At 36.5% G+C, this 13,108-nt stretch carries 17 protein-coding genes and 1 pseudogene; 5 read left to right on the top strand and 13 right to left on the bottom strand.

Features of this window, described 5'->3' with window-relative positions; all coding sequences use genetic code 11:
- Together AC1DUW_RS08985 and AC1DUW_RS08980 are read right to left on the bottom strand one after the other, a co-directional pair.
- A partial coding sequence (locus AC1DUW_RS08985; protein ID WP_477642366.1) for a PAS domain-containing protein occupies positions 1–315 on the bottom strand: 315 nt, incomplete at its 3' end.
- A gap of 19 nt (positions 316–334) precedes the next feature.
- Positions 335–1,627, bottom strand: a complete 1,293-nt coding sequence (locus AC1DUW_RS08980) for a protoglobin domain-containing protein (protein ID WP_477642365.1) — start codon at positions 1,625–1,627, stop codon at positions 335–337.
- 535 nt (positions 1,628–2,162) lie between these two features.
- On the opposite strand from AC1DUW_RS08980, the gene AC1DUW_RS08975 reads away from it, so the two are divergent.
- On the top strand, positions 2,163–2,918 hold the full coding sequence (locus AC1DUW_RS08975; RefSeq protein ID WP_190270215.1) for a SurA N-terminal domain-containing protein: 756 nt from the start codon (positions 2,163–2,165) through the stop codon (positions 2,916–2,918).
- An 87-nt stretch (positions 2,919–3,005) separates the two neighbouring features.
- Here the strand turns inward: AC1DUW_RS08975 and AC1DUW_RS08970 are convergent.
- The 4 genes and pseudogenes from AC1DUW_RS08970 to AC1DUW_RS08955 form a co-directional block, all read right to left on the bottom strand.
- Positions 3,006–3,124, bottom strand: a pseudogene (locus AC1DUW_RS08970) (arsenic metallochaperone ArsD family protein); the annotation flags it as partial.
- 88 nt (positions 3,125–3,212) lie between these two features.
- Positions 3,213–3,632, bottom strand: coding sequence for an arsenate reductase (thioredoxin) (arsC, locus tag AC1DUW_RS08965; RefSeq protein WP_053344752.1), 420 nt, complete (start codon positions 3,630–3,632; stop codon positions 3,213–3,215).
- A 33-nt stretch (positions 3,633–3,665) separates the two neighbouring features.
- Positions 3,666–4,964 carry an arsenic transporter gene (locus AC1DUW_RS08960; RefSeq protein WP_477642364.1) on the bottom strand — a complete coding sequence of 433 codons (1,299 nt, stop codon included), beginning with the start codon at positions 4,962–4,964 and terminating at the stop codon, positions 3,666–3,668.
- Between the two features lie 17 nt (positions 4,965–4,981).
- A complete protein-coding gene (locus tag AC1DUW_RS08955) occupies positions 4,982–5,329 on the bottom strand; it encodes an ArsR/SmtB family transcription factor (RefSeq protein ID WP_053344750.1) in 348 nt (115 codons plus the stop codon).
- Positions 5,330–5,687: 358 nt separating this feature from the next.
- On the opposite strand from AC1DUW_RS08955, the gene merR reads away from it, so the two are divergent.
- The 3 genes from merR to AC1DUW_RS08940 are packed head-to-tail and all read left to right on the top strand — an operon-like array spanning position 5,688 to position 7,065.
- Positions 5,688–6,125, top strand: a complete 438-nt coding sequence (merR, locus tag AC1DUW_RS08950; protein WP_053344749.1) for an Hg(II)-responsive transcriptional regulator — start codon at positions 5,688–5,690, stop codon at positions 6,123–6,125.
- A gap of 13 nt (positions 6,126–6,138) precedes the next feature.
- Positions 6,139–6,597 (top strand): putative iron-sulfur cluster-binding metallochaperone, encoded by a 459-nt coding sequence (locus AC1DUW_RS08945; protein WP_053344748.1) that lies wholly within the window; start codon positions 6,139–6,141, stop codon positions 6,595–6,597.
- Positions 6,598–6,606: 9 nt separating this feature from the next.
- Complete coding sequence (locus AC1DUW_RS08940; protein WP_053344747.1) at positions 6,607–7,065, top strand: NUDIX domain-containing protein; 459 nt, start codon at positions 6,607–6,609, stop codon at positions 7,063–7,065.
- A gap of 283 nt (positions 7,066–7,348) precedes the next feature.
- On the opposite strand, the gene AC1DUW_RS08935 is transcribed toward AC1DUW_RS08940, so the two are convergent.
- The 7 genes from AC1DUW_RS08935 to AC1DUW_RS08905 form a co-directional block, all read right to left on the bottom strand.
- Positions 7,349–8,725 carry an FAD-dependent oxidoreductase gene (locus AC1DUW_RS08935; protein ID WP_477642363.1) on the bottom strand — a complete coding sequence of 459 codons (1,377 nt, stop codon included), beginning with the start codon at positions 8,723–8,725 and terminating at the stop codon, positions 7,349–7,351.
- Between the two features lie 62 nt (positions 8,726–8,787).
- The gene (locus AC1DUW_RS08930; protein ID WP_053344745.1) at positions 8,788–9,243 is read right to left on the bottom strand and encodes a MarR family winged helix-turn-helix transcriptional regulator; all 456 of its coding nucleotides are present in this window, start codon (positions 9,241–9,243) and stop codon (positions 8,788–8,790) included.
- 56 nt (positions 9,244–9,299) lie between these two features.
- Positions 9,300–9,512 (bottom strand): hypothetical protein, encoded by a 213-nt coding sequence (locus tag AC1DUW_RS08925; protein WP_053344744.1) that lies wholly within the window; start codon positions 9,510–9,512, stop codon positions 9,300–9,302.
- A gap of 20 nt (positions 9,513–9,532) precedes the next feature.
- On the bottom strand, positions 9,533–10,018 hold the full coding sequence (locus tag AC1DUW_RS08920; protein ID WP_056531047.1) for an arsinothricin resistance N-acetyltransferase ArsN1 family A: 486 nt from the start codon (positions 10,016–10,018) through the stop codon (positions 9,533–9,535).
- A 753-nt stretch (positions 10,019–10,771) separates the two neighbouring features.
- Positions 10,772–11,209, bottom strand: coding sequence for a disulfide oxidoreductase (locus AC1DUW_RS08915; RefSeq protein WP_053344742.1), 438 nt, complete (start codon positions 11,207–11,209; stop codon positions 10,772–10,774).
- Entirely contained in the window at positions 11,209–11,892 is a 684-nt protein-coding gene (locus AC1DUW_RS08910; protein ID WP_477642368.1) for a DsbA family protein, read from the bottom strand. Before AC1DUW_RS08910 ends, AC1DUW_RS08915 begins: the two co-directional genes overlap by 1 nt.
- Before the next feature lie 226 nt (positions 11,893–12,118).
- Positions 12,119–12,661 (bottom strand): copper resistance CopC family protein, encoded by a 543-nt coding sequence (locus tag AC1DUW_RS08905; RefSeq protein WP_477642362.1) that lies wholly within the window; start codon positions 12,659–12,661, stop codon positions 12,119–12,121.
- Between the two features lie 123 nt (positions 12,662–12,784).
- Here AC1DUW_RS08905 and AC1DUW_RS08900 point away from each other — a divergent pair, with 123 nt between their 5' ends.
- A complete protein-coding gene (locus AC1DUW_RS08900; protein ID WP_053344739.1) occupies positions 12,785–13,105 on the top strand; it encodes an ArsR/SmtB family transcription factor in 321 nt (106 codons plus the stop codon).
- Positions 13,106–13,108: the final 3 nt, after the last annotated feature.

Here is a 13,108-nt window from a genome sequence, read left to right as displayed (position 1 = left end):
CTCTATATGAATCGGAGTGATTGTAATCGAAGAATGCCAAATATCTCCTGATTTCTTTCGATTGGTGAAGACTCCTGACCAAGGATTCCCCTTCCTTAATTCTCTTTTAAGGGACTTGTAGGTACACGTAGGTGTTAACCCTGACTTTAAAAATCCAGCCTTGAATCCAATGATGTTGTCTCTTGAATACCCTGTGGTTTGCTCATAATACGCATTAATATCAACGATGCGATGATGGTGATCCGTAATGATGACGGCATCCGCCAGCTTTAAATACCCCACCAATTCAAGTGGCACACTTGATTTAACTTTCAATGTCTATACCTCCATCAAATTACTTCATTTCTTGTGTAATCATGGTAAGGCTATCGGCAGATAAAGTTACTTCTTCAAATGCTTGACTTAATTCATTCACCACATTCACAAAGGAAACTAATTCATTTTCAATCTTGTCATTTTGGAATTTCGTTTCACCCATCGTTCTTAGTATTTGTTCAAAATGATTTTCCGTTTCTTTCATGCTTTCATTACCGTCTTTTACAGCCTCCCTAATGTTTTCTAGAGAGTGTGTTAATTTTCCAGCTTGAGCGTTCGTCTCTATGATTAAAGTGGATACGTTTGTTACTGACTTTTTAGTTTCTTCGGAAAGCTTACGAACTTCTCCAGCTACAACAGCAAAACCTTTTCCAGCGTCACCCGCTCGTGCTGCTTCAATTGCCGCATTTAGAGCTAATAAATTTGTTTGTTCGGCAATGCTTGTTACTATATTCACAATGACCTGCATCCTATTCGAAATTTCGAGCAAGACCTCTACATCACCTGATATATCATTGACCGATTGATGGATATTCACCATCGTATCATTTTGTTTGCTTAGCTGATTTTTCCCTTTTCCAGCTCGTTTTTCTGCAAGCACTGATAAGGCAGTCCCTTTGTTTGCAAGTGTAACGATTTCATGGGACTGAACCCTTAATTGTTGGAAGGATGCATTAGTCTCTTCGGAGATGGCCGCGAGGTTTTCTGAAGAATTTGCCACACGTTCCTTCATCCATTTTTTTTGTTCTTCTTCTTGTTCTCTCAATCTTTCCGTTTCAGAATCATACGCTTCCAGCACTAATTGTTGTTCCAGATTTAATAGTTTAGTTACAGCCTTTACAGCTAGAAAAGCTTCCACTCGATCTTCTATGTGTTCTTCAATGATAGTGGTAAGAGAAAGGAGAAGATCCTGAAAGGCACACATATACCATTTTGTTTTAAGTCCGATTTTGACATGAATCTGGGCAATCCGTATCCTTTTTTCGAAATAGGTCTGATCAATAACACCATCAAACATCTCGGAAATATGTTTTTTAAGGGTTTTTCTTAATCGATCAATCGAGCTCTTATCATGGATGATGGTTAATAAGGAAGGTTCATTTTCTAAATTTTTATAAAATTCACTTACGATATCATCAATTTTCTCAATGACAATGGGCTGTAAACGGTTCATGATTCGAAGATCCTCTTTAGTTAGGCCAATCATTTGCACTTGATTTTCAATCTCCGTCCCCCTAGGTATATCCAATTTAGCATTCCCTGCTATGTTAACTATGCTTTCTTTTTGTGAATTGAATCTCTTCAAAAACAATGAATTTCCTCCTGAACTACATTCTAATTACCAGGTATATAATACCATATAAAACTTAGATACAGTAGTTACTTATATCCATATATATGACAATTCAAGGGATTTTCACAAAGTTTTCTGTTCTATCAAATAATAATTCTGAAATAGCTAATTAAAACGTTTCATTATTAAGTAGGATATGAAACCTTTTATCAACTACTTAAATACAATCCCAGGCGTTTCTATATGTATCTTGTTAAACAATCAGATCTTTGCTCATAAAAAATAGTCTATGAAAGTCTCCGCTATGGATGGATCGAAATACTTTCCCTTTTGTTCGTGTATGTCGGCCTTACTATCTCTTTTCAGCTTATTGAATCTATGAAGGGTAAATGGATTCAGTTTCCTAGAAAGTTTCACCTTTTAAATGAGGTAATGCCTAAACTATCTTCCTGTTTTCTGGAAAAAAGAATGATTATATTGTGTTTTAAAGGGAAATTCCTTTATAATGCGCATTAGATGATTTTTTAGTTTCGAATACGAGAGGAGACCGAATATGAAGAAACTATTGTACCCTATCGTTATTGGATTATTGGCAGTTGTTTTAACAGCTTGTGGTTCGAACGATGAAGCTGGTAAAAAAAATGACGAGAAAGAGACGGCTAAAACAACTGAGGATCAGCAAAAACAGATGGAAGAATTGCAGAAAGAACTAGACAAGCAAAAGGTAGATGAAAAGAAAACGGTGGCCATCGTCAATGACGAGAAAATTTCAGGTGCGGAATATAATAGCTTGCTGTCTACGACACAAATGCAGATGCAACAATTGGGACAAGACCCAACCTCGAAGAAAGTAGCCGAACAAATTAAAGAGCAAACGATCAATTCTTTAGTGGGGCAAAGACTGCTGCTTCAAGCAGCTGATAAAAAGGGCTACACAGCCTCCAAGGATGAAATCGAAAAGCAACTTGCAGAAATGAAAGGCCGATTCGAGAATGATGAGAAATTTAATGAAGCGATGAAACAAGCAGGGTTGAATTTGGAAAAGTTGAAAACTCAGATCGCTGAAAATATTCCGTATACGAAGTACGTTGATAAAGAGATTAAAGTAGAAGAAGCAACAGATGAAGAAATTGAAAAGTATTACGACCAGGTTAAGGAGCAAGCGAAGGCAAGTGGGCAAGAGGCACAGAAACTTGAAAAAATGAAGCCGCAAATCCAGAAGCAACTAGAGCAACAAAAGAAACAAGAAAAGCTTGTGAAACATGTGGAAGAGCTTCAAAAAGATGCAAAAGTTAATATTAAAATTTAATTAAGAAGAGAGCTGCCGAATTGGCAGCTCTTTGTATTGAAACTTAATGCTTATGTCTTAAGTAGAGTCGAGTGTTTCGGTATATGTATTTTCTCTGTTGAAGGCACTTATAGCCACCCTTGTTAATTCAGGATCAATACTTCGCCCGCAAACACCGGTGGAGTTGAACAACACATTGACGGATCAAAGTTTTCAACTTTCATCACTAGCTCATCTCCCCTCAATATATAATCATTTACTTATGCTATGGATAAAACGAAAGCCAAGAGATCACTCGCGGCTTTTCAATGTTATTTATACGCCTGTTTTAGAGAAACGTTCAATTCTTGCTCCGATTTCATCACGAACACGTTGGAAAGTAGCCCATTTTTCTTCATCTGTTCCTTCCGCTTTAGCTGGGTCATCAAAGCCCCAGTGTTCACGTTTAACATGCCGTGGCGTCATTGGACATTTGTCTGCTGCATCACCACATAAAGTCACAACAAAATCTGCATTATTTAAAATGTCAGTGTCGATGATATCTGATGACTGATTGGAAATATCCACTCCAACTTCATTCATTGCCTTTACGGCATTTGGATTTAACCCATGGGCTTCAATTCCTGCACTAAGCACTTCCCATTCGTTTCCTAAATATTTCTTGCCCCATGCCTCTGCCATTTGGCTTCTGCAAGAGTTACCTGTACATAAAAAGTAAAGGGTTTTTTTAGCCATATTGTACCTCTCCTTTTAAAGTAAAGTATGTGTTTAATGAATAATGAGCAACCATATATATAAGCCAACTAATGTGATGAACAATGTTGGGATGGTTAAGATGATTCCCGTTTTAAAGTAGGTTCCCCATGAGATTTTCACGCCTTTTAATGAAAGGACATGTAGCCACAATAATGTAGCCAAAGAACCAATCGGTGTAATTTTCGGTCCTAAGTCCGAACCTATGACATTTGCATAAATAAGGGCTTCCCTAATCGCACCTGTTGTATTGGTACTATCAATTGCAAGAGCGTCTATCATGACCGTCGGCATGTTATTCATAAGCGATGAGAGAATGGCGGCAATGAAGCCCATCCCGACAGTAGCAGCGAATAATCCTTGATCGGCCGTCACTTGGATAAGATCAGCTAAAATGTTCGTCAATCCAACGTTTCTCAATCCATACACCACGACATACATTCCAATGGAGAAGAACACAATCGCCCATGGTGCGCCTTTTACAACGGTCTTGGTATTAACAGCTGGACTTCGTCTTGCCATAAACAAGAAGAAAATGGCGATAACACCTGCAATGATGGATACAGGAATGTTGAAAAATTCACTGATAAAATAGCCTACCAACAGGACACCTAAAACAATCCCAGACAGGCGAAACATTTTTACATCCCGAATGGCATCGACTGGCATCTTTAATTGAGCTATATCATAATTCTTCGGAATGCTCTTTCTGAAATACAAATATAATACCAGGATGCTTGCTGCTAATGAAAACAGGTTGGGAACGATCATTCTAGAGGCGAACTCAATAAACCCGATATCAAAAAAGTCCGCAGAAACAATGTTGACCAAATTACTTACCACAAGCGGTAAGGATGTAGTGTCCGCAATAAACCCACTCGCGATGATAAATGGGAAGATCATTTTCTCTTCCAACTTCAAGTTTCGAACCATTGCCAAAACAATCGGAGTTAAGATGAGAGCGGCTCCATCATTTGCGAAGAACGCAGCGACTAGGGCTCCCAGAATGCTCACATACACAAACATCCTTACTCCATTTCCCTTAGCCGCTCTAGCCATATGTAGAGCTGCCCATTCAAAGAAACCAATTTCATCTAAAATCAAAGAAATAATAATAATAGCAATGAATGCCAACGTCGCGTTCCATACAATACCCGTAACGGCAATTACATCATTGAAGTCAACAACCCCAACTAGTGAGGCAAGTACCGCACCCCCGCATGCTGACCATCCGATTGACAATCCTTTGGGTTGCCAGATGACGAGTGTCAACGTCAGCAAAAAGATGATACTAGCTAATAAAACAGAACCCACTGATGTTCTCCTCCTCGTTAGTCACAACAAATTCGTTTTCCTTGTGCTGTTAATTCTTCTACTTTAAATGCTTGACTTGGCAAATCCTTGATAACTGTTTGAATAAATGAGTAATAAGCGGATGTTTGATTTAACGAGTAAAATATCCATTGTCCCCTTCTCGCTTCATTCACAATTCCGCTATCTTTCAACTTTCGTAAATGTTGGCTAATAGCAGGTTGGCTCATATCAAACAGGTCTACAAATTCACAGACACAACATTCATGTTCAGACATAATTTTCACCATGGTCAAACGTGTTTTATCACCTAAAAGTTTAAGAACGTTTGCCGTAGCTTCTATATCCAACGCTTCATTCGTTTGCATTTTATCCCTCCTAGCCTAATCAAATAAATAATCATATGCTTATATAGTTATTTAATATCATTGTATAAGTATATTCTTATTTAATCAAGTAATAAATATTCAACAATATAATTTTAAATATGAGTCTGCTTAATGATGTTTCATAAAGGGTGTTATTGATTTTCTTGATGAACTAATGGGGCAGATTAGTTGAAAAGTGCTGTTTGATCTTTGTTCAACAATTGGGCCATATTGTTGAATAAGGCTTACTAAAAAATGGTAGTTTAGTTAAAGAAAGTAGATCGATAATATAGTAAATAATACTTCCCTTGACCCTGTACTATGGTACAGGGTTTATACTTTATATGAGGTGAGATATATGCAATATCGTATTGGAGAACTAGCTGAAAAGTGTGGCGTTAACAAGGAGACCATTCGATATTATGAGCGTTTAGGCTTAATTCCAGAGCCTAATCGTACCGAAAAAGGATACCGAATGTATTCCCAACAAACGGGCGATCGATTGAATTTCATAAAACGGATGCAGGAATTGGGATTTACCTTAAATGAAATTGATAAATTGCTAGTGGTTGTCGATCGCAATGAAGAAAAGTGCCGTGACATATATGATTTCACCGTTCTTAAATTAGAGGACATCCAGCGTAAAATTGAAGATCTTATAAAAATTGAACAAATGTTGATAGACCTTAAAGAAAGATGTCCTGAAAACAAAGATATTTACGAATGTCCTATTATTGAAACTTTAATGTATGAAGAAAAGAAACAGAAAAATATTTATAGAAATAATAAAATGTAAAGGTGGAAAAATGATGGAAGATTGTTGTAGCAACCTTAAAGAAATAAAAATTAAAAATAATGGTGAGTGTCCATCATGTAAAAATAAAGCTAGAAATGTAAAGTTGATTACTTTAAAATCATTGCTTAAACCATCTGCATTAGAAACATTGAACTCTAAAGAAATTCAGTATTTTTGTTCAACTGAAGATTGTAATGTAGTCTATTTTGATACGAATAATAAAAAGTACCTTGTATCTGATATAAAGGTAGCTATTCATCAAAAAGATGACTCAGCAACTACACCAATTTGTTATTGTTTTGATTGGACAAAAGAAAAAATTAAACAATATGCGGAAAAAGGACTTACTCCTAATCCAGTAGAACATATTCGCGAAAATATAAAAGAAAACCGATGTGGGTGTGAGGTAAACAACCCTCAAGGTAGTTGTTGTTTAGGAAATGTTACAAAGTTTATTAATCAATTTTCATAGGAGGGTTTTATGGGTTATTGTGAAGATATAAGAGAAATGATTGGAAATTCTCCACTGATAGTGGTGCGGCCAAGTGTAGCCATTATAAATAATAAAGGAGAAATTTTACTGAATAGATATTCAGGTGCAACTCGGGGAATTCCTGGCAGAATTTTGCAATTAAATGAGTCAGTTGAGGAATCTATTAAAAGAAATGTACAAGATGATTTAGGGCTAACAATAAATTCATTACAATTATTTGGTGTTTATTCTGGTCTGGAACTCTATATGAAGCCAGAGGACGGTGAAGATGAGTATCACATCGTTGCGATAGGATACTTATGTACAGACTATAAAGGAGAAGTAACACCTGATGAAAATCAAGAAATTGAAGCTGAATTTTTTAAATTAGAACAGTTGCCTGAAGAAACAGCTCCGTTTATTAAGAATAAGTTGGTTGAATTAAAAGGGCAGCTTGAAAAAATTTGAATGCATCACAATGAAGTTTCCCATCTTAGTTCCCACAGGATAAAATGTTGGTGGTACCCTTTATTGAGCTAAATTCGCTAATAGAAACTCATAAACTTCAATAATCGGGCGCGATTCTTTAATAAGAATCGCTTTTCTTAATGAACTAACGGGTGCGTTAGTTCCATATGGCAAAAGAAGACACAATAAGTGGTCCGACTATCCAAAAATAATTTAATATTGCATCTCGAAATAAAAAGTATCATATAAAAAGACCAGCCTGACTTCAGACTGGTCTTTTGGTTTATTCACAACAAGAATTATTTTTAATTTCCAATCTCGCTAGAACGGGACTGTCACAGCATGAACTGCCCTTTGTTTCAGTTGCTGGAGTATCAGAGTCGTAGCAACTAGAAGCTAGATTCGTACTGCAAACTCCAGTTTCAGGGAGTTCCAAGTGTACTTCTTTTGCCCCTTCTACATCCCCAGTAAGATAAGCCACCACGGAACGAACTTGTTCGTAGCCTGTCGCCAGTAAGAATGTAGGTGCTCTTCCATAACTCTTCATGCCAACAATGTAGAAGTTCTTTTCAGGGTGCCGTAATTCTTGTTCACCATGCGGCCGCACGGTTCCACAACTATGAATATTAGGATCAATTAGCGGAGCAAGCGCTTCTATGCTTTCCACAGCTGAATCAAGGTTTATCCTAATTTCATTTAAAAAGGATGTATCAGGTCTGAAACCCGTACTCACAACGATTTCATCAATATCACTGATTGTGGATTCTTCTCCGTTTAGTTCTCCCACCACCGTGATTTGACCGTTCCTTGGGTACACGCCGTTAATATGAAAGGGAGTAAGAATATGGATTCGTCCAGACTCCACTAATTGCTGAATTCTAATGCCCAATTCTCCACGAGCTGCCAAGCCATCGTTTTCTTGCCCACCGTACACTTCATGGATCTGTTTTTTACGAAGAACCCAGTAGATCTTGGTATCCGCAAATTTTTCCTGTAAGGTGGCCAGATCCAATAATGCATTTATGGCAGAATGACCGCTTCCGATCACCACGGTGGTTTTATTTTGATATCTGTTTTCTAGTTGTACGACGTTAGGAATGCTATAGTGGATTTGATTGTGTAATTGTTTCTCCGCATTCGTCCAAATTCCATTTGAAAGGATCGGGTTTGGATTGGTCCAAGTACCTGAGGAATCAATGACAGCTTTCGCTTCAATGACTGTTGTGTCACCATTCACTTCTACAAACAGTTGAAAGGGAACCGTGTCCCGTTTTCCTGTTTTTAATTTATCGTGAGCCTTTTTGGCAACACCGACTACTTTTGCCTGTAAGATAATCTGTTCTTTTATTTCTGGAAGGTTACTAAGCGGAAGAAGGTACTCTTCTAACAGTTCGCGACCTGTCGGCAAAGCATTTTCGTCAGGTGACGTCCATCCAGCGTTTTCCAGTAATTCCTTTGCTGCTTTATCGATGTTATATTGCCACGGAGAAAACATTCGAACGTGTCCCCACTCCAACATACTCGAACCAACGGAATCCCCCGCTTCCAATACGATAAACTTCTCCCCTTTTTTTAGTAAATGAGCGGCAGTGGCCAGCCCCACAGGACCCCCACCTATAATTGCTACGGGTAATGCACTTTTATCAAATTGAACCATCATTATTCCCTCCTATATTTTCATTTAAAAAAGTTGTAATTTGCAAGTATTGTCGAAAAATTATACTACCCCCATGGAGTAGTACAACATACTGAAGACTTCAACATTCGATCATTAAGCAATGTCAGAGAACGCACGACTGATTCCTTTTCAAACTCATTCATCGTCTTGAAGATCTCATTCAAGTAATCATTCATTTGTTGATCGATAGTTTGATTGATTTTCACGCCTTCATCGGTCAGAGAAAGGATAGAAATTCTCCGATCTTCCGCATCAGGGGTTTTTGTGACCAAATTCAATTTTATTAGGGATTGGATTTGTCGACTGAACGTCGTAATATCCGTTCCCAATGTTTCTGCAATTTGCTGGATGGAAGCCTTATTTTGTCGGTTTATTTCATACAGGATATGGCTTTGAACGAGGGATATCTCAATTCCATCAGCGCTGCAACAATTTTTATTCAATAATCCAAAACGTCTTGTCAAGAGTTGGAATAGACCTCTAAGGTTTTCATTTTCCATTACTTTCACCTCACTTTATTTATACGCTGATTATTTGCATTTTGCAACTATTTGATTCAACTATTTTTTTGTTGATCCTTCAGCTTGTTAAAAGCCGTAATGAAATTTAGGTGAGTTTGCTCGCCATAATAAAACGCTTCGCCTTTAAAAAAGTTGGCTTCAATGAATTCTTTTGCCTTTTCCACCACAGGTTCACGAGAAGCTAAAACCAGCTTGAAATAAGCATCAAAATAACCAACAGACAATACGCTTGAATGGTTCACTGTCATAATCCCTACCCCCTAATTGTTTAAAGTAATTTCTCCATAGCCATCACATCGACAAATTCCCCGTCTAAAATTCCCTGGTTCTTAAACACTCCTACTTCTCGATACCCCCGTTTTTTGTACAATCCTTGACCCATCTGGTTAAAGGGAAAAGTGAATAACACAATTTTATTGAAGTCATTTTCTTCTGCGAACTTTTCGATTGATTGCAGCAATAAACCGCCAACCCCTTTTCCTCGATGATCTCTTGAGATATAAACGGATAAATCGGCAACCCCTTTATAAGCATCGCGGCTGTTATATGGATTCAAGGAAGCCCATCCAACGATTTCCCCTTCTTGGTCAGCGACAATTACCTTATATCGTCCAATGTGCTTGGCAAACCATTCTTCCATGTAAGTTTGGTCCTTCATCTCTGTTTCTAACGTGGCGACCCGATCCTCAATACCTTGATTGTAAATTACTTTGATGGAATCTATGTCCGCTTCCATCGCTTCACGAATGATCATAACTTCCCCCTTCTCCTTTCACTTGTAAAAGCAAATTATTCATTACAAATATTCTATATCCAATTTATAACACCGATACTTGCAAGTTGCAAATATTTTTATGAAATTCACATTTTAAGTGATACAAACAAACATTATGTTTACTCAAAGTCATTAGTGGAGTTCCTCGTCTTTGCAATTTACTAATCGAATCACATTGCTATTAAGCTTTTATGGTTCTTATTTGTTTATATGCAAAAAAACCTCAGCAATTGCCGAGGTTTTTTAACGGGATTAGATTTAATTTCTTTTATGAATTTTCTACTTTTTTATATTGAAATTGACATCATCAATCCCATATATAAGGCCGCAATAAAACTTATCCCGAATACTATTCCTAAATAGGGTTTTGTTTTTCTAAAACTTACAACAATCATCGTCAAAAATAAGAATGAAATTATCATTTACAAGATGGTTTGAAAAGTTGGGATGAACTGTATGTGCAAAGGAGCAATAATATCTTTGCTTAATAACCATTCTACCCAAGGAGAAGCACCTATCGTAAATAGGCGACCAACATTTATAAATAAATTTATTCCACTTGTTATTCATTACTTTCCCCTCCAATCAAAATAGGCTCCCTCCATGGGAGCCCTCTGTTATTTGTCTTTTAATCTGAGAAGTCTTAGGTTGTTGAGTGTGACAATTAGAGTAGCGCCCATTTCTGATAAATGCTTTTTCAAGCTCTTCCCCATATCGGATTGCCTTTTATCTTTAATCTTTTTTTGTTTTTTTTATCAAAAGCATGAACACGATAATCAAAGAAAAAGCTGATAATGCTAAAAATGGAATAGTGATAAAGCCAAGCCAGTTAATATATTCTGCACTACAAGGAACACCATTTACGCATGGTTTTAATTCGGCGAACCCTGGAACTTTTTGTTCGAGGTAGTGGAATAGAGAGATACACCAACCAATTATCGCCATTGGGAGTATAAATCTTTTTACAGATGCGTCATTTTGAAAAGTACCAATTCCAAGAATTAAGGCTAATGGGTACATCAATATACGCTGATACCAACATAGCTCACAAGGAATAAACCCTCGAATTTCACTAAAATAAAGACTCCCCAACGTTGCCACAACAGAAACTAGCCACGCCATATAAAGAAGTAACTGTTTATTATTTGACCCTCTTGCAGTTTTTTTCATCATTTACTTTCCTCAAACTCTTTATCTATAAGGCTTTTAATCTTTTTATAGTCAAAGGGGTCTTCAAGCATCGTACCGTTTACCATGATACTTGGTGTAGATTGCACTTTAAACTTTTCAACTAATTTTTCATCCTTATTAACTTCTTCTAAACCCGTTTGGTTCTCTAAATCGTTTTGTAATTGTTGTACATCAATCTCAGGAATAGTCTTTGCTATTTCTAAAATTTTCTCATTTGTTATCCATAATCCGTCGTGATTCTCACTTGGTTGTGCTTTAAATAACTCTTTATGGAATATCCAATAACTTTCTGGATTTTGTTTATATACTGCTTCTCCAGCCAATGAACCTAGCTTGGATTCATCCCCATGAAATAACACATTTATATACGAAAACTTCACTTTGCCCGTGTCTACATAATCACTCATTAATTGTGGATAAATTGTTTCCCCCCAGGCTTTACAAGAAGGGCATTTAAAATCGCCGAATTCAACTACTGTTATCGGAGCATCAGAATCACCTAAAGTAGGTTGACCTTCTATTGGTGGCTGTTTATCATAAGTTGTTTCACTATTTGATTTAGATTTCATATTGTTAACCATAACTAGTGCAGCCAATAAAACAAATACGGCTAATGTTAAAATTACCGCAATCTTAAATGGTGAATTTTTACTTTTCATCATCATAGCACCTCTTTGAAATTATTTTCTAAACTTATAATTACTTAACATAAGAGTTAAATAACTTCTTTCGAAAATCAAACCAGTCGCCAACATTAAAGAGCACCCTTTGGTACGTTTATTTCTGGACGATAATGACTTGGCAAAAGATATAATAGAAAGCTACCTGTTAGAAGGGAAAAGCAAAGATATAATAATGCCTCGCTAATTTTTCCAAGACGATCATTTTTTACTTTTTCCTCCTCATTAACCACAAAAAACTCCCTATAACTATAAATAATAAAACACCTATGGTTAATGGTATTATGTAAGACTGCATTTTATTTTGTTCAGATTCTTGTTTTGATGGCGTAAATACTTCTTTTTCTTTAACTTGTGCAGTCTCTTTTTTTTGCTCTTTCGTAGGAGTTTCAGCCATAGGACCATTTACAGTGAAAGAAAAATGACCATCTATCGGATGTCCATCTCCACCTATTATCGTCCAGTTAACTTTATAATCTCCGTTCACTAAAGGCTGAAGGAAAGTAGCCCACATTTCATCGTCTTCGATTACGAAATTCCCAAGTGGAATAGATTCTCCGTTTGAATTTAAAACAGTAATTTTACTTGTCTGTTCAATTTTGGTTCCAAAAATTAAAGTTACCTCTTGAATGGTTTGTGCTATTACTTCACCCTCTTTAGGTGTTGACTCTTTCAGTGAAGTGTGTGCGAATGCTTGATTAGAACATAAAAAGAACAGGATTAAAAATAATATTGAAACCTTTTTAGTCATTCAATAAACTCCTTTTCATTAATTATGTAATTATTTAACATTGTTTGACACACATATTAGGTATTGCTAATATGATAATAACAAAACACATTAGTCCTGTCTAATATGTTCGGAGGTAAATATATGCAAAATATTGATATTGATATGAAGGTTAAACTAATCCATGGATTTTCTAATAAAACAAGGATTCAAATCCTCGAATGTATAAAAAATCAAGAAAAAACGGTGTCACAAATTGTAGAAGAGATTAGCGGTAATCAATCTAATATTTCTCAACATCTTGCGTGTTTAAAAGGTTGTGGAATTATTGTGGGGAGGAATGAAGGAAAATACAGCTATTACAGTTTACGAAATCAACATATACGAGATTTATTAACGATGTTTGATACAGTTCTTGGAGATGTTCAAAATGATGTTGCATGTTGCGATCGTCATATAGATTAGGGG

Source organism: Peribacillus sp. P4_C12 (genome assembly GCF_056402095.1).
The sequence above is the reverse complement of the archived record's forward strand: the minus strand, read 5'-3'. Positions and strand labels throughout refer to the sequence as shown.

Excerpts from the sequence above, each read along its gene's own strand:
- arsC (WP_053344752.1), bottom strand. The coding sequence starts at position 3,632 with ATGGCTAAAAAAACCCTTTACTTTTTATGTACAGGTAACTCTTGCAGA.
- merR (WP_053344749.1), top strand. The coding sequence starts at position 5,688 with ATGCAATATCGTATTGGAGAACTAGCTGAAAAGTGTGGCGTTAACAAG.
- AC1DUW_RS08915 (WP_053344742.1), bottom strand. The coding sequence starts at position 11,209 with ATGAAAAAAACTGCAAGAGGGTCAAATAATAAACAGTTACTTCTTTAT.
- AC1DUW_RS08905 (WP_477642362.1), bottom strand. The coding sequence starts at position 12,661 with ATGACTAAAAAGGTTTCAATATTATTTTTAATCCTGTTCTTTTTATGT.
- AC1DUW_RS08930 (WP_053344745.1), bottom strand. The coding sequence starts at position 9,243 with ATGGAAAATGAAAACCTTAGAGGTCTATTCCAACTCTTGACAAGACGT.
- AC1DUW_RS08945 (WP_053344748.1), top strand. The coding sequence starts at position 6,139 with ATGGAAGATTGTTGTAGCAACCTTAAAGAAATAAAAATTAAAAATAAT.
- AC1DUW_RS08940 (WP_053344747.1), top strand. The coding sequence starts at position 6,607 with ATGGGTTATTGTGAAGATATAAGAGAAATGATTGGAAATTCTCCACTG.
- AC1DUW_RS08935 (WP_477642363.1), bottom strand. The coding sequence starts at position 8,725 with ATGATGGTTCAATTTGATAAAAGTGCATTACCCGTAGCAATTATAGGT.
- AC1DUW_RS08910 (WP_477642368.1), bottom strand. The coding sequence starts at position 11,892 with ATGATGAAAAGTAAAAATTCACCATTTAAGATTGCGGTAATTTTAACA.
- AC1DUW_RS08925 (WP_053344744.1), bottom strand. The coding sequence starts at position 9,512 with ATGACAGTGAACCATTCAAGCGTATTGTCTGTTGGTTATTTTGATGCT.
- AC1DUW_RS08920 (WP_056531047.1), bottom strand. The coding sequence starts at position 10,018 with ATGATCATTCGTGAAGCGATGGAAGCGGACATAGATTCCATCAAAGTA.
- AC1DUW_RS08975 (WP_190270215.1), top strand. The coding sequence starts at position 2,163 with ATGAAGAAACTATTGTACCCTATCGTTATTGGATTATTGGCAGTTGTT.
- AC1DUW_RS08900 (WP_053344739.1), top strand. The coding sequence starts at position 12,785 with ATGCAAAATATTGATATTGATATGAAGGTTAAACTAATCCATGGATTT.
- AC1DUW_RS08955 (WP_053344750.1), bottom strand. The coding sequence starts at position 5,329 with ATGCAAACGAATGAAGCGTTGGATATAGAAGCTACGGCAAACGTTCTT.